12 protein-coding genes are annotated in these 21,672 nt (G+C 69.7%); 6 read left to right on the top strand and 6 right to left on the bottom strand.

The window, feature by feature from the left end; all coding sequences use genetic code 11:
- The first annotated feature begins 86 nt into the window (after positions 1–86).
- Positions 87–1,667, top strand: coding sequence for a hypothetical protein (locus KBI44_00635; protein ID MBP9142961.1), 1,581 nt, complete (start codon positions 87–89; stop codon positions 1,665–1,667).
- A 112-nt stretch (positions 1,668–1,779) separates the two neighbouring features.
- Complete coding sequence (locus KBI44_00630) at positions 1,780–3,315, top strand: hypothetical protein (protein ID MBP9142960.1); 1,536 nt, start codon at positions 1,780–1,782, stop codon at positions 3,313–3,315.
- Between the two features lie 49 nt (positions 3,316–3,364).
- On the opposite strand, the gene KBI44_00625 is transcribed toward KBI44_00630, so the two are convergent.
- A complete protein-coding gene (locus tag KBI44_00625) occupies positions 3,365–4,198 on the bottom strand; it encodes an MBL fold metallo-hydrolase (GenBank protein MBP9142959.1) in 834 nt (277 codons plus the stop codon).
- Positions 4,199–4,207: 9 nt separating this feature from the next.
- Positions 4,208–6,253 carry a hypothetical protein gene (locus KBI44_00620; protein ID MBP9142958.1) on the bottom strand — a complete coding sequence of 682 codons (2,046 nt, stop codon included), beginning with the start codon at positions 6,251–6,253 and terminating at the stop codon, positions 4,208–4,210.
- A 154-nt stretch (positions 6,254–6,407) separates the two neighbouring features.
- Between KBI44_00620 and KBI44_00615 the strand changes: the two genes are divergently transcribed.
- Together KBI44_00615 and KBI44_00610 are read left to right on the top strand one after the other, a co-directional pair.
- A complete protein-coding gene (locus tag KBI44_00615) occupies positions 6,408–9,824 on the top strand; it encodes a PD40 domain-containing protein (GenBank protein ID MBP9142957.1) in 3,417 nt (1,138 codons plus the stop codon).
- A 378-nt stretch (positions 9,825–10,202) separates the two neighbouring features.
- Positions 10,203–11,219, top strand: coding sequence for an alpha/beta hydrolase (locus tag KBI44_00610; GenBank protein MBP9142956.1), 1,017 nt, complete (start codon positions 10,203–10,205; stop codon positions 11,217–11,219).
- Between the two features lie 144 nt (positions 11,220–11,363).
- Here the strand turns inward: KBI44_00610 and KBI44_00605 are convergent, their stop codons facing one another.
- The 3 genes from KBI44_00605 to KBI44_00595 are packed head-to-tail and all read right to left on the bottom strand — an operon-like array spanning position 11,364 to position 15,719.
- Positions 11,364–12,917: an NAD(P)/FAD-dependent oxidoreductase gene (locus KBI44_00605; GenBank protein MBP9142955.1), complete on the bottom strand. Its 1,554-nt coding sequence runs from the start codon at positions 12,915–12,917 to the stop codon at positions 11,364–11,366.
- 1 nt (position 12,918) lies between these two features.
- Positions 12,919–14,517 carry an NAD(P)/FAD-dependent oxidoreductase gene (locus KBI44_00600; GenBank protein ID MBP9142954.1) on the bottom strand — a complete coding sequence of 533 codons (1,599 nt, stop codon included), beginning with the start codon at positions 14,515–14,517 and terminating at the stop codon, positions 12,919–12,921.
- Positions 14,514–15,719, bottom strand: a complete 1,206-nt coding sequence (locus tag KBI44_00595) for an aminomethyltransferase family protein (protein ID MBP9142953.1) — start codon at positions 15,717–15,719, stop codon at positions 14,514–14,516. The genes KBI44_00600 and KBI44_00595 overlap by 4 nt, the downstream gene beginning before the upstream one ends.
- A 165-nt stretch (positions 15,720–15,884) precedes the next feature.
- On the opposite strand from KBI44_00595, the gene KBI44_00590 reads away from it, so the two are divergent.
- Positions 15,885–17,015, top strand: coding sequence for an aromatic ring-hydroxylating dioxygenase subunit alpha (locus KBI44_00590; protein ID MBP9142952.1), 1,131 nt, complete (start codon positions 15,885–15,887; stop codon positions 17,013–17,015).
- 174 nt (positions 17,016–17,189) lie between these two features.
- The gene (locus tag KBI44_00585; GenBank protein ID MBP9142951.1) at positions 17,190–19,955 is read left to right on the top strand and encodes a serine/threonine-protein kinase; all 2,766 of its coding nucleotides are present in this window, start codon (positions 17,190–17,192) and stop codon (positions 19,953–19,955) included.
- Positions 19,956–20,017: 62 nt separating this feature from the next.
- On the opposite strand, the gene KBI44_00580 is transcribed toward KBI44_00585, so the two are convergent.
- Positions 20,018–21,637 (bottom strand): M28 family peptidase, encoded by a 1,620-nt coding sequence (locus KBI44_00580; protein ID MBP9142950.1) that lies wholly within the window; start codon positions 21,635–21,637, stop codon positions 20,018–20,020.
- Between the last annotated feature and the right edge of the window lie 35 nt (positions 21,638–21,672).

Below are 21,672 nucleotides of genomic sequence, written 5' to 3'. Positions count from 1 at the left end.
GAATGTCCGGTTCCGCAGGCGCCATTGCGTTCGTATCCCCGGCACGACTTCGACCCGGGGCGGGAGCGCCCCAAGGAGAGATCCAAGTGACGCATCCAATCGCTTCGCTGGCGCACCTCGCCCGGTGCCTCGCGCTGCTGCCGATCGGCCTCCTCGTCGCCCTGCCGGCCCTCGCCGGCTCCGCGGTGGTGGGCACCGGAACGCCAGCGAGCTGCACCGAGGCGGCGCTCGACGCCGCGGTGACGGTGGCCAACGGCAGCTTCGGCATCGTCACCTTCAACTGCGGGGCGGCGCCGGTCGTGATCGTCCTCAGCCACGAGCGCGCTCTGGCCAACGGTGTGATCGTCGACGGCGGCAATCTGGTCACGCTCTCGGGGGGCAACTTCACCCGGATTTTCCAGCTCTTCCAGGGCAGTGCAGTCGAGATTCGCAACCTCCAGCTGGTCAACGGCTCGGCGGCGGGCGGAGGAGCGATCCTCTCGCTCGGCTCGTCCGAGGATCCCTCGTCGCTCACCCTGTCGAACGTGCGTCTGGCCGACAACACCTCGACCCTCTACGGCGGTGCCGTCGCGGTCGCCCAGACACACCTCGCGATCGTCAACAGCCGGATCGAGGGCAATACCGCCGGCGCCGAGGGCGGCGGCGGTATCTCGGCGAACAGCGCCACGCTGACTCTCACGAACGTCGACTTCGCGCACAACACCGCCGCCGGCGAAGGCGGCGGCCTGGTCTCCTGGTACCAGGCTGCGACCCTGACCGACGTCATCCTGCGGGGCAACCAGTCGGTCAGCGGCGCTGGTGGCGGGGCCTCGGTGCGCGCCGGCACGCTGTGGGGCTACCGCCTGCGGATCGACGGGAACCGCTCGTCGGGCGACGGCGGCGGCCTGTGGTTCTGGGAGGGGACGGTGGCGACGATCGAGGATTCGAGCCTGCGCTGGAATTTCCAGCAGTCGGGCTACGGCGCCGGTCTCTACGTGGATGCGGCCGGCAGCGTCGGGCTGGTGGACACGACGGTCGCCTGGAACCGCGGGCTCGGAACCTCCGGGGGCACGGGCGGCGGCGGCATCGCCAACTTCGGCATCCTCGAGCTCGACAACTGCACCGTCTCCGGAAACCGCACCGGCTCTCTCGGCAAGGGCGGTGGCATCGCCAACCTGGGCTTCGGCTTGTTGGGTGTCTACAACTCGACGGTCGCTGACAACGAGGCTGCGGTCGGCGGAGGCCTGTCATGGGAGACGACCGGATTCGTGGAGGCGATGAGCTCCCTGTTCGTCGGCAACACGGCCCCCGGGGTCGACGACTCCTGTGGCGGCAACGCCGCCGCGGCGGTGTTCAACTGGAGCCTCTGGGACGATGCCTCCTGTCCGGCGGGGACCGGCATCGGCAATCAGTCCGGCACCGCGGTGGCGATCGCCCCGCTGGCGAAGACCTGCACCGGGCTGGCGACGGAGCTCACCGAAACTCATGACATCGCCGCCGCGAGCGCGGCGATCGACAGCGGCGTCTGCGTCGGCGGGCTGGTGCTCGATCAGCGTGGCGTAGCGCGGCCCCAGGGCGCGGCGTGCGACATCGGGGCGGACGAGTACATCCTCACCGCCTGTTGGGCGCTCTTCCGCGATGGCTTCGAGGAGGGCACGAGCGTCCGATGGTCGAGCGTTGCCCCTTGAGTCCGGCTGGATGTCCGGTGCGCAAGACTCATTCCGTTCGTGCCGGCAGATGGGTGGACGCAGACGCACTTCCGACGCTCCTCCCGACGCAACTTCAGACTGGAGACCCCACGTGAGAACCTCCCGAGCCACCCCCTTTGCCGTGCCTCTGGTCCTGCTCGCCGCCGCATTGCCGGGTGCCCTGCATGCAACGAACGCCGTCGTCGGCGACGGTACCCCCGCGAGCTGCACCGAGCTGGCGCTCGACGCCGCCGTCGCCTCCGCCAACAGCGGTGGCGGCACGATCACCTTCGCCTGCGGCGCGGAGCCGGTCACGATCGCTTTGACCGGCGCCAAGACCATCACCGCCTTCGTAACGGTCGACAGCGATCTGCTCGTCACCCTGTCGGGCGGCAACACGACCCGCCACTTCGTGGTCGCGGCCGGCGGCTACTTGACCCTCCGCGACATCGCGCTGGTCCAGGGACAGGCCGCCGGCGGCGGGGCCATCCTCGCCGAGGCGACGAGCGAGGTCCACTTCTTCTCGACGACGATCACCGACAACGTCTCGACGACGGTCGGCGGTGCGATCGCGGCCACCGGCGCGGTGGTCCACGGCTACGGCAGCCGCATCGCCGACAACCAGGCGGCCGGGGCAGGCGGCGCGGTTCATCTGACCGGCGGCCGGCTCGACCTCAGCCTGGTGCTGCTGCACGGCAATAGCGCGGGCGGGGCCGGCGGCGCCGTGGCGATCAACGGCTGCAACCAACTCGCCGTGTTCCTGGCCTCGTTCGACGAGAACGCCGCCGTCGGCGACGGCGGCGGGTTGGACGTCTCGGGCTGCTCCGGTTTCATCGACCAGAGCCAGATCGTGATGAACACCGCGACCGGCAAGGGCGGCGGCATGCACCTCGCCGGCGGCTCGGCGGTGTCGCTCAACTACGGCACGATCGGGCGCAACAGCGCGGCGGAGGGGGGCGGCCTCTTCCAGGAGAGCGGCACCTCGTCGATTCACCGCCAGGTCACCTTCTCGGACAACCAGGCGACCGCCGTCGGCGCGCGCGGCGGCGGGGTGGCCAACCTCGGAACCCTGCAACTCGAGAACAACACGGTCTCCGGCAACAGCGCCGTAGGCTCAGGTGGCGGCGTGCATTCGGAGGGCTCGACGACGCTGCGCTTCGTGACCATCGCCTGGAATCAGGCCGATGTCGGAGGAGGTCTCGCCTCCTCGGGAGCGACCCTCCACATGCGCAACGTCATCCTGGCGGGAGATGCCGCGACGACGAGCGGCGAGGAGTGCGAGATCACCACTGCGAGCCCCGACATCGCCTCGAGCCTCTGGCAGGGCACGACCTGCGGCGCGAGCGCCGCCAACGGCAATCAGCCGGCGACCGATGCCTTGCTGCGGCCCCTCGACTTCAACTGCCCGGTCGGGATTCCCTTCGAGCTCACCCGCACCCACGACCTCGACCCCACCAGTCCGGCGATCGACGCCGGCATCCCGCTGCCGGGGGGCAACGCCGGCCAGGACCAGCGCGCTGTCCTGCGGCCGCAGGGTCTGGGCACCGACATCGGCGCCGTCGAGTCCTCGCCGTCGGGCTGTGCCTGGTTTTTCGCCGACGGCTTCGAGCGCGGCAACACCTTCGCCTGGACGACGACCGTCGACTAAGGCGCGCGATCCGCGCCCGGCCGACGGGGCTGCCGAGTCGTGGGTGGACTCAGTAGTGGAGTCTCTCGAGCGGGCGCGAAAAGTCGTGCGGCGAGCCTTCGCCACGCGTCGGCAGAGGATCTCCGGGCGGACGATGGAGCGCGACGCTGCCGAGTCGCCCGGCGAGAGCGTCGAGGGCGGCGCTCCAGGTCGGGCTCCCCCAGTACCAGAACGGCAGCAGGGCGACGTCGAACCTGCGACCCTGGAGGCCGGCCCGCGCAAGGTCCTCGCGGCTGGCGCGAGCGTCGCCGACGTGGACCAGGGTGCGGCCGCCGATCTGGACGACGTGGGCGAGATTCTCGGGCATCGACCGGGCGGGGCCATGCGGCAACCGGAGGAGCTCGACCTCGAGGCCTGCCACGCGGTAGGCCGCTCGTTCGCCGTCGACGGGAGCCACGGCCGTGACCTGGCCCGTGACCTCCGGCCAGCGCGTCCAGCCGGACTCGATCGCCGTCGCCACCTCGCGATGCACGACCCAGCGGGTCTCACGGCGAGCGAGCAGGAGCTCGCGCGCCGCCTCGACCTGGAAGTGATCCCGGTGCGCGTGCGAAACGAGCACCAGGTCCAGGCGCTCGAACGGCGCTTCACCCCGCAGGAGCTTCTCCCAGACCTCGTCCGGCACGGCACCGTACTCGAGGTAGGGCACGCGCACGCAGCCGTCGAGGAGCACGCCGCGTTCTCCGCCGGTGAGGTAGACGCCCTCGTTGGCGAGAAAGACCACGTCGACGCCGGGCGCCGCTGCGGAGGACTCGCCGCGGGTCAAGCCGGCCGCGCCCAGCGTCCCGGCTAGACCGATCGCCAGGACGATCCAGCGGCTCGCTTTCGGAGGTGTCCACTGGCTCAAGCGGCGACTCTATCGCCGGCCCTGGGTGTGCGGGTCGGCAGAACGGGCGACGCGTTCACCGGACGGCCGCCGGCGCAGGGCGACGAGCGCAGCTCCGGCAAGCGCCAGCGCGAGGCTCGCGAACCCGAACCCGTCGAGCGCCGGGACCTCGACCACCGAGCCGCCGCCTTCCTGCGTCCAGGTCCCGCGCCCCCCGGTCGACGCGTACGGGTCGAGGGGGAGCGCTCCGCAGGGGCCGACAGCGGCGAGGCCGCTGCCGACGTAGTCGAGCCCGCCGAACGGAGCCGCCAGTCCCTGGCTGAAGATCGAGTGCTGCGGATTACCGATGTTGTAGGGAGACTGGCGCAACTCGATCTGCCAGTGGCTGATCGCACCGGCCCCGTCGGTCGCCACTTCGAACGAGCAGAGGAAGGAGTCGGCGAGCTGCCGAACCGCGACCTCGTCGTCGAACGCGAAGGCGACGATCGCCGGCCGGATGTCGGTGAGCGGCAGGAAGGGCGGCAGCGGATTGTCGAGGAGCAACGACCCGGCGAGGTTGCCGCCGAGCCCATAGGGCGCAGTGGCGATCGCGTACGGATCCCCGGTGTAGCGGTAGAGCGTCGGTGTGGAGGGCAGCGGATGGTCGGTCTGCCAGGTGCCCTGACTCCCCGGGCTGGCGGACGTCGCGAGCGCCATGCCGCCGCAGGGATCGGCCGGTGCGGTGCCGGTGCCGACGAAGTCGGAGCCCTGCACCACGCCCGGCTGGCCGGAGCTTTCGATCGAGTGGTGCGGGTCGCCGGGATTGTAGGGAGTTCGGCGCAGCGCGATCTGCCACGCGGTGATGTTGCCCGTGCCGTCGGTGGCGACCTCGAAGTTGCAGAGGAACGAGGTCGCGAGCGTGCGCACCTCGACGCCGTCGTCGAAGGCGAAGGCGACGATCGCCGAGGTCACGTCGGTGAGCGGCAGGAAGGGCGGCAGCGGCCCGGCGAGGGTGAGCGAGGCGGTGAGCGCACCGCCGAGAGCGTAGGGCGGGTCTGCGGAGCTGTAGGGGTCGCCGGTGTAGGTATAGGTGGTCGGATCGGGCGGCAGGGGCTCACTCGAGCTCCAGCTGCCCTGCGCCGAGCTGCTCGCTGCCGGCGCGAGCGCCATGGCGTCGCAGGGTCCCGCGCCAGCCGGCCCGGACCCGACATAGTCGTTGCCGTTCGGAAAGCCGACAGTGCCGATCGAATCGATCGCGTGGTGGGGATCGCCGGTGTTGTAGGGAGCGCGGCGCAGCGAGAGCTGCCAGCGGGTGATCTCGCCGGCGCCGTCGGTCGCCACCTGGAAGCCGCAGAGGAACGAGTTGGCCAAGGTGCGGCTCTCGACGCCGTCGAAAAACGTGAAGCCGGCGAGCGCCGGTGTGACGTCGGTGAGCGGCAGAAACGCCGGCAACGGATTCGCAAACGTCACCGTCCCCGCGAGCGAACCGCCGACGACGTAGGGCGGCGCCGCGGCAGTGTACCCGGCGCCGATGTAGGTGTAGACCGCCGGGTCGCTCGGCAAGGGGTGATCGGAGAGCCAACCTCCCTGTGAGGAGGTTCCGGCCGCCGGTGCGAGCACGATCGGATCGCACGGACCCGCCCCGGCGGGGCCCGAGCCGACGAAGTCGGTCCCCTGGATCAGGCCGACGTCTCCTGCGCTGGCGATCGCGTGCTGCGGATCGAGCGGGTTGTACGGTGAGCGTCGCAGCACGATCCGCCACTGAGTCACCGCGCCGGCACCGTCGGTCGCGACCTCGAACTGGCAGACGAACGAATTGGCGAGATTGCGGCCCTCGACCCCGTCATGGAAGCTCATTGCGACGAGCGCCGGCTGCAGGTCGCTGAGCGCCCGGAACGGCGGCAGCGGCGCCGCCACCGTGAAGCTCCCCGTCAGCCGCTGTCCCGCCGCATAGGGCGGTTGAACAGCGGAGTAGAGGTCGCCAGTGTAAGTGTAAGTCGTCGGCTGGGCGCGCGCGGCGCTCGCGAGAGCGATCGCCGCCATAGCTGGGAGGAGGCGCAACCAGAGCCGCAGGGGAGGCCGAGCGAGTCGCTTCATACCTTCCAATACCGCCATAGCGTCCCCGCAGGGGACACCATCCTGCAGCCAGCCGCTGCGGCGCCGGCTCGTGGCCGCACCCGGCTCAACCTTTTTCTTCTCGACTCGTATCGTGAGCTAGGCTCGAAACTCAAACCGTTTCAAGAGGAGCTCCATGCGCCGATCGGTGTCGCCGGTTCTCGTCATCGCCTGTCTCGTCACCGCTCTCGGACTCGATGCGGGCCCTGCCGGAGCCAGGGAACCGGAGAAGAAGAAGCCCAAGGACCCGGTGGCGGAGATCAACCAGCCGCAGCCGGGGGCCCGCCGGATCGCTTTCGAAGCGAGCCAAGGAACGTGGACTTCGGTCGACGTGTCGCCCGACGGCGCGACGATCGTCTTCGACCTCCTGGGCGATCTTTACGACCTGCCGATCGGCGGCGGCAAGGCGCGCCGGCTCACCTCCGGCCCGGCCTGGGACTCGCAGCCGCGTTACTCGCCCGACGGCAAGACGATCGCCTTCACCAGCGACCGCGGCGGCATCGAGAACATCTGGCTCGCCGACGCCGACGGCAAAGACCCGCGGGCGCTCACCGAGGAGAAGGATGCGTATACCCGGACAGCGGACTGGACGCCGGACGGCGAGTTCCTGATCGCGCGCCGCGAGGACGGCAAGCTCGCCGGCATCCCGCCGGTCGAGCTCTACCTGTGGAGCCGCCACGGTGGCGCCGGTGTCAAGCTGACGAACTCCGACGACACGCACAACTCCTCCGGCGCGGTGGCTTCGACGGACGGCCGCTTTATCTACTTCGCACGCCGCCAGCGCCCGTTCAGCTACATTCCGAATCTGCAGGATGGGCTCTTCCAGGTGGCACGGCACGATCGCCGCACCGGTGAGGTTGCGCAGATCACCGGCGGCGTCGGCGGCGGAGTGCGTCCGGCGCTCTCGCCCGACGGTACGAAGCTCTCGTACCTGAGCCGCCGCGACGGCGACACGGTGCTGGTGTTGCGTGACCTCTCGAGCGGAACGGAGCGGATTCTGGCGCGTGGCCTCGGCAAGGACGAGATGGAGGGCTTCGCCGCCGCTGACCTCTACCCTGGCTACTCGTTCACGCCCGACGGTCTGTCGATCGTGATCTCCGATCGCGGACGGATCGCGCGCTTCTCGATCGGAGACGGCGCCCGCACCGAAATTCCGTGGATCGCCGACGTCGAGCAATGGGCGGCGCCGCGCGTCAGCTTCCAGGACGGCGTCGCCAAGGGCCCCCTCCAGGTGAAAGTGCTGCGCCGGCCGCAGCAGAGCGCCGACGGCCGCGCCATCGTCTTCGAAGCGCTCGGCCGCCTCTGGCGTCAGCCGGTCGAGGATGGCAAGGCAGTGGGCGAGCCGGCGCGGTTGGTGAGAGAAGTGGGCGAATCCTCCCGCGAGTACGCGCCGGCGATCTCGCCCGACGGCAAGACGGTCGCCTTCGTCTCGTGGAGCGACCGCGACCTGGGCGCCGTCTGGAAGGTGCCGCTCGCCGGCGGCACGCCGACGAAGCTGACCCAGGTCGCCGCGCACTACGCCAACCCGGTCTGGTCGCCGTCGGGCGCCAGGCTCCTGATCTTCAAGGGCTCGGGCCTCGAGCTCCGCGGCCGTCAGCCGGAGGAGGAGCAGAGCTTCGAGCTCCACTGGCTGCCGTCGTCCGGCGGCACGACGACCTACATCGCGAACGTCGGCCTGGGTGCGGGTCAGATCTTCCACCCCTACGCAGCTTTCCTGCGCGACGATCGGGCCCCGGAGGACGCCGAGCGCGTCCTCTACGCCGTAACGGTACCGGGCAAGAAGCCGCAAGACGAAGCGAAAACCGACCTGGTCTCGATCCGGCTCGATGGCAGCGACAAGAAGACGCACTTGCGCCTGCCGGTGACCGCCGAAGTCTCGCCCTCGCCCGACGGGCGCTGGGTCGCCTTCACCTCGCGCGACGAGGTCTACCTCGGTGCGTGGCCGCCGGTGAGGACCGCCGAGACGGTCGAGCTCGCGCTCGAGAGCTCGCCGCTGCCGGTCGTGCGGCTCACCGAAGTTGCCGGCGCGTTCCTCGGCTGGGCCGACGGTGGCCGAACGCTGACCTGGGGTCTCGGCAACACCTTCCATCGCCTGCCGATCGACCGCGCCCTGGCGTTCATCGCCGACGAGAAGAAGAGGGCGGCGCTCAAGGCGAAGGCGGACGACGGCGCCGACAAGAAGAAGGAGAAGAAGGGCGGAAGCGAGGGCCAGGGCGACGAGAAGAAGGAGAACGAGCTCAAGCTGCCGAAGTCGGACGAGATCAAAATCGCGCTCACCGTGCCGCGCGCAAAACCCTCAGGTTCGTTCGTGCTCAAGAACGCCCGCGTCGTCACCATGCGCGGTGACGAGATCCTGTCGTCGGCCGACGTCGTGGTCACCGACAACCGGATTGTCGGCGTCGGCGCGCCGGGCAAAGTTGCGGTACCGGCGGGCGCCACGACCTTCGACGCCAGCGGCAAGACGATCCTCCCGGGTTTCATCGACACTCACGCCCACCTCCACTACTCGGCGTTCGAGCTCTTCCCGGAGACCAAGTGGGAGTACCTCGCGAATCTCGCCTACGGCGTCACGACGACCTACGACCCGTCGGCGCCGACCGTCGACGTCTTCGCGCAGGCCGAGATGGTGGAGGCGGGCCGCATGGTCGGCCCGCGCACCTACTCCTCCGGCATGGTGCTCTATGGCGGCCAGGCGCAGGACATCTGGGCCAAGGTCGACAGCCTCGAGGACGCGCGGCGCCAGGTGCAGCGGATGCAGGCCTGGGGCGCCACCATGATCAAGGTCTACCAGCAGCCGCGCCGGGCGCAGCGCCGCTGGTTCGTCGAGGCGGCGCGAGAGGAGCACATGCTGCTCACCGCCGAGGGCGGCGGCGAACTGTTCTCTGACTTGTCGATGGCGATGGACGGCTTCACCGCCTTCGAGCACTCGCTGCCCGTCGAACTCGGCGACGACGCGGCGCAGTTTCTCGCCGCAACGAAGACGACATACACCCCGACGCTGCTGGTCTCTTACGGCGGGCCGTGGGGCGAGCTCTACTTCTGGCAGGAGAGGAACGCCCACGCCGACCCGAAGCTCAACCGGTTCACGCCGCATTTCGCGCTCGACGCCTGGGGGCGCCGTCACCCGTGGGTGGAGCCGTCGGAGTACCAGTTCCCGCTGGTCGCGGAGGGCGTCGCCAAGGTGGCGCACGCCGGCGGCAACATCTCGCTCGGCGCCCACGGCCAGGTGCAGGGGCTGGGGCCGCACTGGGAGATCTGGGCCATGGCGGGTGAGGGCGGTCGCGGCAAGGCGCTCACGGCGCACGAAGCCCTGCGCGCCGCGACCGAGCGCGCCGCCGAGAAGATCGGCCTGTTGCCCGACCTCGGCACGATCGAAAGCGGCAAGCTCGCCGACATGATCGTGCTCGACGCCGACCCGATCGCCGACATCCACAACACGACGAAGATCCACTGGGTGGTGAAGAACGGCGAGATCTACGAGGGCGAGACCATGAAGCGGGTCTGGCCGAGCGTCGTCGAGCCGCCGCTCCAGTACTGGCAGCAGCAGCCGTAGGCGGGGACCGGGCCGGCAGCAATCGGGCGGCGCGCAACCGCCCGGCAGCCCGCCCAGGGCTGCGCGGCTGGCTCTTCAGAACCGCAGCGGCGGCGAGGAGGCCTGCCGTGGGGCGGACTCCGCCGCCGGGGTGGTTGCCGGCGCCGCCGAGGTAGAGGCCGGGGGCGCTGGTGGCGTAGCGCGCGGCGCGAGGCTCGGGTCGGCCGAGGGCGGCGACCATGCAGGTCGAGGTGGGCGCCCCGCTGACGACGCTCGAGACGGCGTAAAGATGTAAGGATCGGGGCCGCGGGACGTGGAGAAGGCATGAAGACACGCGGAATACCCCGAGCCCTGCGCAGAACGCTCCAGGTGGGCGCGGCTCTAGTCGGAGCGACCTTGGTGACAGTCGTGCTGTGGTGCCTGATTCCGCTCCGGCCGACGGTGGCGCCGATACAGCCGCGACCGGAGACGCGCTTCTGGGAGATGGAGAAGGGCTATCGCATCGCCTACCAGAGTCTTCCGGCGAGGGCTGTCCCGGGCGCCTCGCCTGGAGCACCGATCGTGTTTCTGCATGGCGGACCGGGGGGTTACGTCCATTCTGCGATCGTGCGGACGTTGTCGCCGCTCGCCGAGCGCGGGCACGATCTCTATTTCTACGACCAGGTGGGTTCCGGTCTCTCCGACCGCCTCGCGAGGCCCCGGGATTACTCCTTTCTCAACCATGTCGCCGACCTCGACGAGATCGTCTCGCGGAGGATCTCTCCCGCCGGCGGCAGGGTCATCTTGATCGGCCACTCCTATGGCGGATTCGTCGCCGCCGAGTATCTGGCGCTGCACCCGGATCGGGTAGAGCGCCTGGTGCTTTCTTCCCCGGGGGAGATCCAGCCGACCCTTTTCGACGATGCCGGTCGATGGGTGAACGAGATTCGATACCCGGTGCCGCCTACCCTGCGCTTCGTGGCGCCGCTCGAGGTGCCCCTCGATGGTTTGCGTTTCTGGCCACCGCGCGCGCTCGCCGCGATGGCCCTCAGCATCGTGAACGTCAAGCTGATGGAGGACCGGGAGGCCGACGGCGTGCTCAACGGATTAGCCGCCGACTTCACCCGTGGCATGGTCTGCGAGCCGCTGAACGTCCAACCCGAAGAGGGCGGCGCCGGCTTCTATTCCCACGGCTGGAGCGGCTGGTACGGTGAACTCGAGGATCCACGGCCGCTGCTGCGAAAGCGAGACCAGCCGGCGCTGGTGCTTCAGGGCGCCTGCGACATGCTCTCCTATGCGGGGACCTACGAGTACGTCGATCTTCTGCCTCGGGCGCGCTACCACTTCATCGAGGGCGCCGGCCACATCCTTTGGTGGGACCGCCCTGCGGAGTACCTGGGAGCAATCGACGAATTTCTCGCCGAATCGCTTCGCTGATCGCGAGCGAATCGGGTCGCCCAAAGCAGTTGAAAGACCGCCCGCGCTCCAGCCACGATCCAACGAGGACCGCTCGCGCCCAGGGTCGGCAGCAATCGGGCGGCGCGCCGCCGTCCGATTGCCCGCCCGCTCAAGGTTGCGCGGCTAGCTCTTCAGAACCGCTTCGGCGGCGAGCAGCCCCGCCGTCGGGCGGACGCCGCCGCCGGGGTGGTTGCCGGCGCCGCCGAGGTAGAGGCCGGGGACGCTGGTGGCGTAGCGCGCGGCGGAGGGAGCCGGGCGCAGCACGAGGAGTTGGTCGAGGGCGAGCTCGCCGTGATGGATCTGGCCGCCGGTGAGGGCGAACTCGTGCTCGAGGTCGAGCGGTGTCAGCACCTCCATCGCGACGATGCGCTCGCGCACGCCGGGGGCGTGGCGCTCGAGCTCGGTGACGACGCTCTCGCCGAGGGCGTGCCTTGCCGCTTCGTTCCAGCCACCTTCGAGCGTGTAGGGGGCGTAGCTCGAGAGAATCGAGACGACGTGGTGGCCTTGCGGCGCGAGGCTCGAGTCGGCGACCGTGGGGACGCGCACGTCGAGATTGGGGCGCGGCGAGAACTGACGGTACTTGATGGCGTCGAAGGCGCGCTCGAGGTCGTCGACGTGGCCGCCGCCAATGCGGAGCGCCTCGTGGTTTCCGTTGGCGGCCGGCAGCTCGAGCGGGCCGGAGAGGGCGAGGTGCACCTTGGCCGCGCTGCCGCGGGCGCGGAAGCGGCGGAACTCCTCCTCGATCGTGATCGGCAGCGAGCCCGGCGCGACGAGGCGGAGCATCGTCTGCTTCGGGTCGGCGGAGGAGAGGACAACCGGCGCGTCGATCGTCTCGCCCGAGGCGAGGGTGACGCCGATGACCGCGCCGCTGTTCGACAACCGGATCCGCGCGACGTCGGAATTCGTCCGGAGCTCCGCTCCGGCTGCCTTCGCCGCGGCGACCAGGGCGGCGACGAGTGCCGCCGGCCCACCTGCAAGGTACTCGCCGCCGGTGCACTCCCGCAGCAGGAGGTTCGTGTTGCTACCGGCGGACCAAGGACCGCTCCAGGTGGAGGCGACGGCCGGAGCCGCCAGCGCTTCGACCAGGAATGGGGTCTCGAACTTCTCGTTCAGGAAGTCGGCGACGCACATCGGAGCGACGCGCGCCAGCTCGATCATCTCTCTTCTCTTGAGCTTGAGAGCCACGAGTCCGCGGCGCGCGAGGCCCAGCACCTCTTTCCAGCCATTCGGAGTGAGCGGCGGCGGATCTTCGCTCAGGATCTTCTCGAACACCGGTTGGATCCGGGTCAGAAAGGACCGGTAAAGGGTGTAGTTGTCGCCGTCGTGGCGCGATCGCGTTGCGATCGCGGCTGCGGTCGTGGCGGTGTCGGCAGAAAGCAGTATGCCGGGACCGCCCTGCTCGGCGATGTACGTTCCCGGCGCGGAGCGGAACTTCAGTCCGTGCTTCTCAAGGTCCAGCTTCTCGGCGGCCTTCTTCGTCGTCAGGGCTTCGTCGTGGAGGATGCCAGGGACCGAGTAGCCGGGGTGGAACTCGCGCTTCGCCGACAGGCCGCCCGGTTGGGCTCCGCGCTCCAGGATCAGAACCTTCTTGCCGGCCTTGGCGAGGCGTGCGGCGGCGGCGAGGCCGTTCGGGCCTGCACCGATCACGATGGCGTCGTAGCTTGTCGTGGTCGCCATCTCAGACCGCCCGCTTCTCGAGCATGGTGCGCGCGCAGAGCGCGCCGGGGGCGCCCATGATGCCGCCGCCGGGGTGGGTACCCGAGGCGCACATCCAGAGTTTCTCGACCGGCGTCTGGTAGCGGCTCCAGCCGGCCAGCGGGCGCAGGAACGCCAGCTGCTCGAGCGACAGCTCACCGTGGAAGATGTTGCCCTCGGTCAGGCCGTAGATCTGCTCCAGGTCCCAGGGGGTGAGCACCTGGCGATGGAGGATGTGGTTCTTCAGATTCGGCGCGTACTCGCTGAGCGTGTCGATGACCGCATCTCCGAACGCCTCGCGCTGGTTCGGCCAGTCGGCGGCCCCCTCCTTGAGGTTGTAGGGCGCATACTGTACGAAGATCGACATGGTGTGCTTGCCGGGCGGTGCCACCGTCGGGTCGGTGAGCGACGGAATGACGATGTCCATGAACGGCTTCTTGGAGAAGGCGCCGTACTTGGCGTCGTCGTAGGCGCGCTCGAGGTAGTCGATCGACGGCGCGATGGTGATGTCGCCGCGCAGGTGCGGGCCGTATCCCGGCAGGCAGGTGAAGTCGGGCAGGCCGTCGAGGGCGAGGTTCACCTTGCCCGACGAGCCGCGCATCTTGAAGCGCTTCACCTGCAGCGCGATCTCCGGATCGAGGTTCTTCTCGCCGACGAGCTTCAGGAAGGTGCGGTGCGGATCGACGCCGGAGATCACCGCCTTGGCGCGGATCTCGTCGCCGTTTTCGAGCACAACGCCCTTCGCCACGCCTTTCTCGAGCAGCAGGTGATCGACCGGCGCCTCGAGGCGGATCTCGACGCCGAGATCGCGCGCCGAGGCCGCGATCGCCTCGGCGATCGCTCCGGTGCCGCCCTTGGGCAGGCCCCAGGCGCGATACGAGCCGTCGATCTCGCCCATGTAGTGGTGGAGGAGGACGTACGCGGTGCCGGGCGAGCGCACGCCGAGGAAGGTGCCGATAATGCCGGAGACCGACATCGGCGCGATCAGGTTCTCGCTCTCGAACCACTCGGAGAGGAAGTCGACCGCGCTCATCGTCATCATCTTGGCGTTGCCGACCAGCCACTTGTCGCCCTGGCCGCGGATGCCCTTCGCCAGGCGGGCGAGCTTGAGGAGCTCTTTCGGGTTGCGCGACATCGGATCGGGCGCCACATCGTCGATCACCGGCTTCACCAGCCGGCCGAGCTCGGCCATCTCCTGGCCGAAGCGCTTGTAGACCTCGGCGTCGCGCGGCGAGAAGGCGGCGATGGCGCGGCGGTTCCGCTCCGGATCGGCGTCGCGCATCAGGTAGCGGCCGTCGGGGAACGGCGTGAAGGTCGAGTCGAGCGGCAGGATCTCGTAGCCGTAGCGCGGCAGGTCGAGGTCGCGGATGATCCACGGTCGGAGCAGCGAAACGACGTACGAGCAGCAGGTGTAGTGGAAGCCGGGGTAGATCTCTTCGGTCGTGGTGGCGCCGCCGACCTGATGGCGGCGCTCGAGGACGAGGACCTTGCGGCCGGCCTTGGCGAGGTAGGCGGCGCAGATCAGGCCGTTGTGTCCCGCGCCGACGACGATGGCGTCGTAACTGGTTGTCGCGGAGCTCACGGCTTGCGCTTCCTTTCGGGATCGTAGAACGGTGTCGGCACGACGGTGGCGGCGACCTTGCGACGCTCGAACTCGACGGTGTGCTCGAGCAGGAGCTGGGTCCCCTTGGCTTCGTAGCCGCGGTGAACCGAGGCGATGACCAGGTACTTCTTCAAGATCGGCGACCAGGTGTGCGAGGTCGCCTTGCCGATCTGGCGGCCGTCCTCGGCGAAGACCGGCAGGCCGTCGCGGCGCGCGGTCGCGGGCAGCGACGGCGGCAGATTGAAGCTCTCGTAGAGCGCCTCGAGCGCCTCCCAGCTCACCTCGAGCCCGACCAGATGCCAGGCCGGCCCGCGCTGGCGCTCGGCGAGGATGGCGTCGCGGCCGACGTAGCCGGCGCGCGCCGGATCGACCATCCAGCCGAAGCCGAGCTCGAGCGGGGTGGACTTCCTGGCTTCGAGGACGACCTTCGGCGAGCTGTAGTAGTCGACTCCGAGAAGGATGAAGCCGGCCTCGATGCGCGTGATGTCGAGCGCGTCGAGCCCCGCGGGCTCGATGCCCCAGGGTGTCCCGGCCGCCATGAGCGCGTCCCAGACCGCGAGCGCCTGGGCGCTCTCCATCCAGATCTCGTAGCCCAGATCGCCGGTGTAGCCGGTGCGGCTGATCCAGACCGGAACGCCGTCGATCGACGCTTTCGTCACGCCGAAGAACTTCAGGCCGTCCATGTCCGGTCCGGAGTCGAAGCGGGCACAGGCGCGCAGCACGTCGCGCGAGGTGGGTCCCTGCAGAGCGAGCGCCGCCAATCGCCCGCTCGAATCCTCGAGCCGGACGTTCATGCCGCGGCCGCAGTCCTCGAGCCAGTGGAGGGAGGGATCGGCGGCGGTGACGCGGTAGTGATCCTCGTCCAGCCGCGCCACGGTGCCGTCGTCGACCACCCGGCCGGCGTCGTCGCACCAGCAGGAGTAGGCGACCCGTCCGACCTTGAGACTCGCGACGTCGCGGGTCATCATGCGCGAAAGGAGGGCGCGGGCGTCGGGCCCGGTGACCTCGTACTTGAAGAGCGGCGAGACGTCGAGGAGCCCCGCGGTCTCGCGGAAAGCGAAGTACTCGCGCTCGTGGGAGGTGTCGTAGCGCGCGACCGCACAGTAGCCCGCCCAGTCCTTCCAGGCGTAGCTTCGGCAGAGAGGTGCGGTGCGCTCGTGGAAAGGCGATGGCGTCGGCATCGGTCTCTTGTCTGGGCTCGGGATTGGCTCGAAATGCGGAGGTCAGAATATCATCGCGGCCGGCGGAAATTCGATCTTCAGGGTAGGGCTTGAAACTGGTTCTGGAACATCGCCGAGCGGTCGGGCGCCGGGTCGGTGCCCAGGCAGACGGAGAGGAAGGCGGTCATGAAGCAGCGCACATCGTTCGGACAGCACACCCTCGCGGGCGAGTACTTCACCTCGGCGGAGATCTTCGCCCAGGAGCGCGAACGGATCTTCGGCCGGCACTGGCTGCTCGCCGGGCACGTCTCCGAGCTGCCGGAGGCCGGCAGCTATTTCCTCTTCGAGGTCGACCGCGAGAGCGTCATGGTGGTCCGTGATGCCACAGGCAGGATCCACGCCCACCACAACTTCTGCCGCCACCGCGGCACGCGCCTGTGCACGGAAGCCCACGGCCAGGTGAAGGGCGGTCTGCAGTGCTCGTACCACGCCTGGACCTACGGCTTCGACGGCGCGCTCAAGGCGGCTCCGGGCATGCAGGAAGTCCAGGGGTTCGAGAAATCCGAGCACGGCCTGAAGCGAGCGGCGCTCGCCGAATGGCGGGGATTCCTGTTCGTGAACCTCGCCGAAGAGCCGGTGCCGTTCGCCGAGGCGTTCGGCGCATTGACGGGGAAGTTCGCGCACTGGAGGGTCGAGGAGCTCCGTTCGGTGCACCAGACCACTTATGAGGTCGAAGCCAACTGGAAGCTCTTCTTCCACAACTACAGCGAGTGCTACCACTGCCCGAACGTGCACCCGCATTTGAACAAGCTGACGCCCTACAAGAACACCGAGAACGATCTCGACGAGGGCGCCGTGCTGGGCGGGCCGATGTGGATGTCGAATCCGGAGGGGAGCATGACGATGCACGGCGAGCGCTGCGCGGCGCCGTTCGCCGAGCTCACCGACGCCGAGCGCGGCCGGGTCTTCTATTACACGCTCTTCCCCGGCGCCTTCCTCTCGTTCCACCCCGACTACGTCCTCGTCCACCGCGCCCAGCCGCTCGCCATCGACCGCACCCGCATCCGCTGCGACTGGTACTTCCACCCCGAGGCGATCTCCGCCCCGGGCTTCGACCCGCAGCCGGCGATCGACTTCTGGGATCTGACGAATCGCCAGGACTGGCAGCTCTGCGTGGATGCCTACAAAGGCGTCAGCTCCCGAGCCTGGGAGCCCGGCCCCTACTCCGAGCTCGAAAGCCAGCTCGCCGCCTTCGACCGCCAGTACCTGCGCGCGCTCGGCGTCGACAATCCTGCGTCCCGCCTGCGGCGCGCCTGAGCGCGGTGGGGAAAAACTGGTGACAGTTACCTGATTTCCCGTGCAGGGTGTCAGCGAGTCCGCGTCTCGCAACCTGGGGAAATCAGGTAACTGTCACCCATATTTCTCGCCGAGAGGACGGCCGGCTCCTGCGCTAGAGTCCGACCTCGATTCTGAAGTGGAAGTGGGGGAGGCATGACGCTTGCGGTCGGAGATCGCCTCGGGTCGTACGAGATCCTGGGTGAGCTCGGTTCTGGGGGGATGGGGCAGGTCTATCGGGCGCGCGATGGGCGGCTCGATCGCGATGTCGCGCTCAAGGTTCTGCCGCCGCAGCTCGCGGCGAACGCTGACGCGCTGGCCCGCTTCGAGCGCGAGGCGAAGGCTGTCGCCGCGCTCTCCCATCCCAACATCCTCGCCATCTACGACGTCGGCCGGGAGCGTGACCAGGCGTTCGCGGTCATGGAGCTGCTCCTCGGGGAGACGCTCCGCGAGCATCTGAGTGGCGGCGCCACTCCGGCGCGCAAGGCCGTGGAGGTCACGGCGCAGATCGCCGCCGGGCTCGCCGCGGCGCACGAGCGCGGCATCGTCCACCGGGATCTGAAGCCCGAGAACGTCTTCCTGCTCGCCGACGGGCGGGTGAAGATCCTCGACTTCGGACTCGCCAGACAGCAAGTGAGCGCGGAGAGCCACAGTCAGCTCCTGGGCGCCACCACGATGGGTCCCGGCGCACCGGGGACCGAGCCCGGTACCGTCCTCGGCACCGTCGGCTACATGGCGCCGGAGCAGGTGAAGGGCCAGACCGCCGATGCGCGCTCGGATCTCTTCGCGCTCGGCGTGATCCTCTACGAGCTGCTCGCGGGACGGCGGGCGTTCGCGCGCGATTCGGCGGTCGAGACGATGTCGGCGATTCTCAGGGAGGAGCCGCCGGAGCTCGACCTCCTCGCGGCGAAGATCCCGCCGGCGCTCGATCGCGTCCTCCGCCGCTGCCTCGAGAAGGCTCCCGGCGAGCGGTTCCAGTCGGCGCGCGACCTGGCGTTCGCCCTGCGTGATGCGGTGGGCGGCAGTTCGTCCGGCACGTCGTCCGGAACCTCGTCGACCGCCACGGCGAAAGCCCTGAGCCCCGGCGCAGACCGCTCTGTTCGCTGGCCGCTCGTCGGCACCGCGCTCGTGGCGGCGCTCGCGGGCCTGGGACTCGGCTTTCTGGTCTTCCGCGGCGCGACGGTATCCGGTGCCGCGAGTGGCGCAAGCGCCGCGAACGCGCTCCCTGTGCCGACCTTCCGCCAGCTCACCCGCCTGCCCGGCGGCGAAGGCGCGCCGTCGCTCTCGCCCGACGGCGGCTCGCTCGTCTACGAGAAGCGGGTCGACGGACAGGAGGATCTGTTTCTGCAACGCGTCGACGGGCAGACCGCGATCCTTCTCACCGGCGACTGTCCTGCGAGCGATCGCGACCCGGCGTTCTCGCCCGACGGCCTGCGGATCGCCTATCGCTCCGAATGTCAGGGCGGGGGTCTCTTCGTCATGGGAGCGACCGGCGAGAACGCGCGGCGGATCGCCGACTTCGGGCATCACCCCGCGTGGTCGCCGGACGGCCGCGAAGTCGTGGTCGCGACGTCGCGGACGGAGCGCCCGTGGAATCGCCCGAACACGGCCGAGCTCTGGGCGATCGAGGTCGAATCGGGCGCGAAGCGACTCGTCAGCCGGGGCGACGCGATGCATCCTGCGTGGTCACCATCGGGAAAGCGGATCGCGTTCTGGGGCCTCCCCGGGGATTCGTTCCAGCGCGATCTCTGGACGGTCGCGGCCGACGGCAGCCAGGCGGAGACGGGGCAGGGCGTCCGACTCACCGACGACGCGGCGATCGACTGGAACCCCCTCTGGTCGGCCGACGGCAAGTACCTCTACTTCGCGAGCTCGCGCGGCGGCACCTTCAACATCTGGCGGATCGCGCTGGACGAGGCGAGCGGCCGGCGGCTCGGCGATCCCGAGCCGGTCACCGCCCCGACGAGCTGGGCCGGCTGGCTCTCGCGGTCGCGCGACGGCCGGCGCATGGTGTTCGTCGATCGCAACATCCGGACGAACGTCTTCCGCGCTCCGATCGACTCGGCGCGCGGCGTCCTCATCGGCCCGCCGGTCGCGATCCCCGCCGGCGCGATGGAAGTCAACGACGTCGACCTCGATCCGCACGCCGAGCGCGCCGTGCTCTCTTCGACCGATCCTCCGCAGCAGCTGTTCGTGACCCGCTTCGCCGACGGTTCGTTCCGCCAGGTCACCGACGGCCCGTTCCGCAGCCGGCAGGGCACCTGGGCTCCCGACGGTCTGCACCTCATCTTTCAGTCCAGCCGCTTCGCGGGCGGGATGGGGCTCATTCGGGCCGATGGCGGCGGCCTGCGCGGGATCGAGCATGGCGCTGGCGCGACGGCCGAACCGGTCCTTTCGTCGGATGGGCGGAAGGTCGCCTACGGCGGCGCCGGAGGCTCGTACCTCGTCGAGCTCGGTCCGTCGTTCGAGCCCGAAAGCTCCCGCGCGCTCGTGCCGCCCGTCGCGGGAGACAACTTCTATCCCGCCTCGTTCTCGCCCGATGACCGTTGGCTCGCCGGCCAGCTCCGCAGCGGCGGCAAGGCCAACGCGATCGCGCTCTACTCCGTCGCCGACGGTCGCTGGCGGTCCTGGGAGGGGCCGGCGACGATGGCCCGGACCGATGGCAAGGTGCGTCTGCTCGGCAACGACGGCCGCCTGGTCCTCGACACGCCGGGGGCGATTCTCGCGATCGATGCGCCCGGAGCGACGCCGCGCGAGTTGGTGCGCGCGGCGCCGAGTCACCGGTTGCGCGGACTGGGACTGTCCCGCGATCGCAAGTGGATGGTCTGGATCGACGAAACCGACGAGTCGGACATCTGGCTGATGTCGTTCGATGGGGCGACGCCCTCCGGCGAAGCCGATGGCGCCCATCCCGCCAATTGAGTCGATGCCGCCGGCGTGACGGGCGCTGCGGCGGCTCGATGACCGGCACCCGCTGAGGCGGGTTACCTCCTGCCGAACGTCTCGCCGAAGAAGTCGCCGGCGTTCCAGGTCGGTCGGGCGTCGGCGTCGGCGATGGCCCGGACGAGATCCGCCTGGGCGGCGGTGAAGCGGGCCGCGGAATCCCAGTCGGCGCCGAGCTCGATCTCGTCGCTCGGCTGGTGGTAGTGCCGCGCCAGAAACTCGCCGCTGGCCTTCGCCTGGGCATCGCCCCCGCCGACCGTGCCGGAGCCCGCCGTCAGGTAGATCGAAGGCACCCCCTGGCGTACGAAGGAGTACTGATCGGAGCGGACGAAGATCACCTCTTCCGGCATCGGATCGGGGATCAGGGTAAAGCCGTGCGCGGCGACCGCCGCCTCGGCGAGCGCTCCGAGTGAGCTGTGCTCGCCACCGAAGGCGACGAGATCCGCGGCCGGCGCCAGGAGGAGCGGCATGTCGACATTGACGTCGGCGACCAGCGCGCCCGCCGGGACCGTGGGGTGGTGGGCGAAGAAGTCCGAGCCGAGGAGGCCGCGCTCCTCTCCCGTCACCAGGAGGAAGAGGATCGAGCGCCGGGGGCGAAGGGCGGCGGTGGCGGCGACACGCGCGGTCTCGAGCAGGATGGAGCTGCCCAGCGCGTTGTCGTAGAAGCCGTTGTAGATGGTGTCGCCTTCGACCGCTCGGCCGACACCGACGTGGTCGAGATGCGCCGAGACGACGACGTACTCGCCGCGGAGCGCCGGGTCGGAGCCGGGCAGGATCGCGGCGACGTTCGGACTCTCGGAGCGCGACAGCCGGCTCTCGAAGGTGACGTCGAGCTTCACCGGCAGCGAACGGGAGCGGTAGTCGAGACGTTCCGCCGAGTCGAGCAGGCTGTCGAGCGAGTCGGCGGTGCCGTCGAGGAGCTTCATGGCTCCCTCCCGCGACAGGAGCGCCGAGAAGGCGATGCCCGGGAAGGCGTCCTTTATGGCGCCGTCCTCGGCGACCCACGCGGTCCGCGGACGGTCGGCGTAGGACTGGACGCGCCGCCATGGAATGCGCGCCTCCTCGCTGCGGTCGCGCACGATGAGAATTCCGATCGCCCCCCGGCGTTCCGCGAGCTCCGCCTTGAGACGGGTCGACGAGTAGTGCGCCCGCTGGTCGGTGGGGAAGCTCGCCGGAGCGCCCTTGACCAGCAGCACGATCTTGCCGCGCACGTCGACGCCTTCGTAGTCGCGCCGGTCGAGCTCGGGGGCATCGATGCCGTAGCCGACGAAGGCGACGTCGGCCGAGACCCTGCCCTTCTCCTGGGTCATGCCGCCGAAGATCAGGTAGTCCGCGAGCCCCGCAAGCTCGGCGCGGCGCCCGCCCCGGCGTGCGACGACAGTGGATTTCTGGACCTGCGCCTCGGCGAATCGCACCGGTTGGAAGAAGCTCTCGCCGTTGCCGGGTTCGAGCCCGTAGGAGGCGAACCGGGTCGCGGCGTAGCGGGCCGCGATCGCATACTCGGGGCTGCCGGAGTCGCGCCCGCGGAGGCTGTCGTCGGCGAGAAACTCGGCGTGCGATCGCAATGCTGCGACGTCGACGCCGGCCGGCGCGCCGGCCAGGACGAGCGCTGGCGCGAAGAGGGTGAGAAGGAATGCAGGGGTCGGACTCCGTCGTCGCATGATGCGATTCTCCCTGGCAGGCGGAAAGGTGCGGC

This window comes from Thermoanaerobaculia bacterium (assembly GCA_018057705.1).
Classification (GTDB): domain Bacteria; phylum Acidobacteriota; class Thermoanaerobaculia; order Multivoradales; family JAGPDF01; genus JAGPDF01.
The sequence above is the reverse complement of the archived record's forward strand: the minus strand, read 5'-3'. Positions and strand labels throughout refer to the sequence as shown.

Excerpts from the sequence above, each read along its gene's own strand:
- KBI44_00620 (MBP9142958.1), bottom strand. The coding sequence starts at position 6,253 with ATGAAGCGACTCGCTCGGCCTCCCCTGCGGCTCTGGTTGCGCCTCCTC.
- KBI44_00615 (MBP9142957.1), top strand. The coding sequence starts at position 6,408 with ATGCGCCGATCGGTGTCGCCGGTTCTCGTCATCGCCTGTCTCGTCACC.
- KBI44_00605 (MBP9142955.1), bottom strand. The coding sequence starts at position 12,917 with ATGGCGACCACGACAAGCTACGACGCCATCGTGATCGGTGCAGGCCCG.
- KBI44_00595 (MBP9142953.1), bottom strand. The coding sequence starts at position 15,719 with ATGCCGACGCCATCGCCTTTCCACGAGCGCACCGCACCTCTCTGCCGA.
- KBI44_00590 (MBP9142952.1), top strand. The coding sequence starts at position 15,885 with ATGAAGCAGCGCACATCGTTCGGACAGCACACCCTCGCGGGCGAGTAC.
- KBI44_00585 (MBP9142951.1), top strand. The coding sequence starts at position 17,190 with ATGACGCTTGCGGTCGGAGATCGCCTCGGGTCGTACGAGATCCTGGGT.
- KBI44_00580 (MBP9142950.1), bottom strand. The coding sequence starts at position 21,637 with ATGCGACGACGGAGTCCGACCCCTGCATTCCTTCTCACCCTCTTCGCG.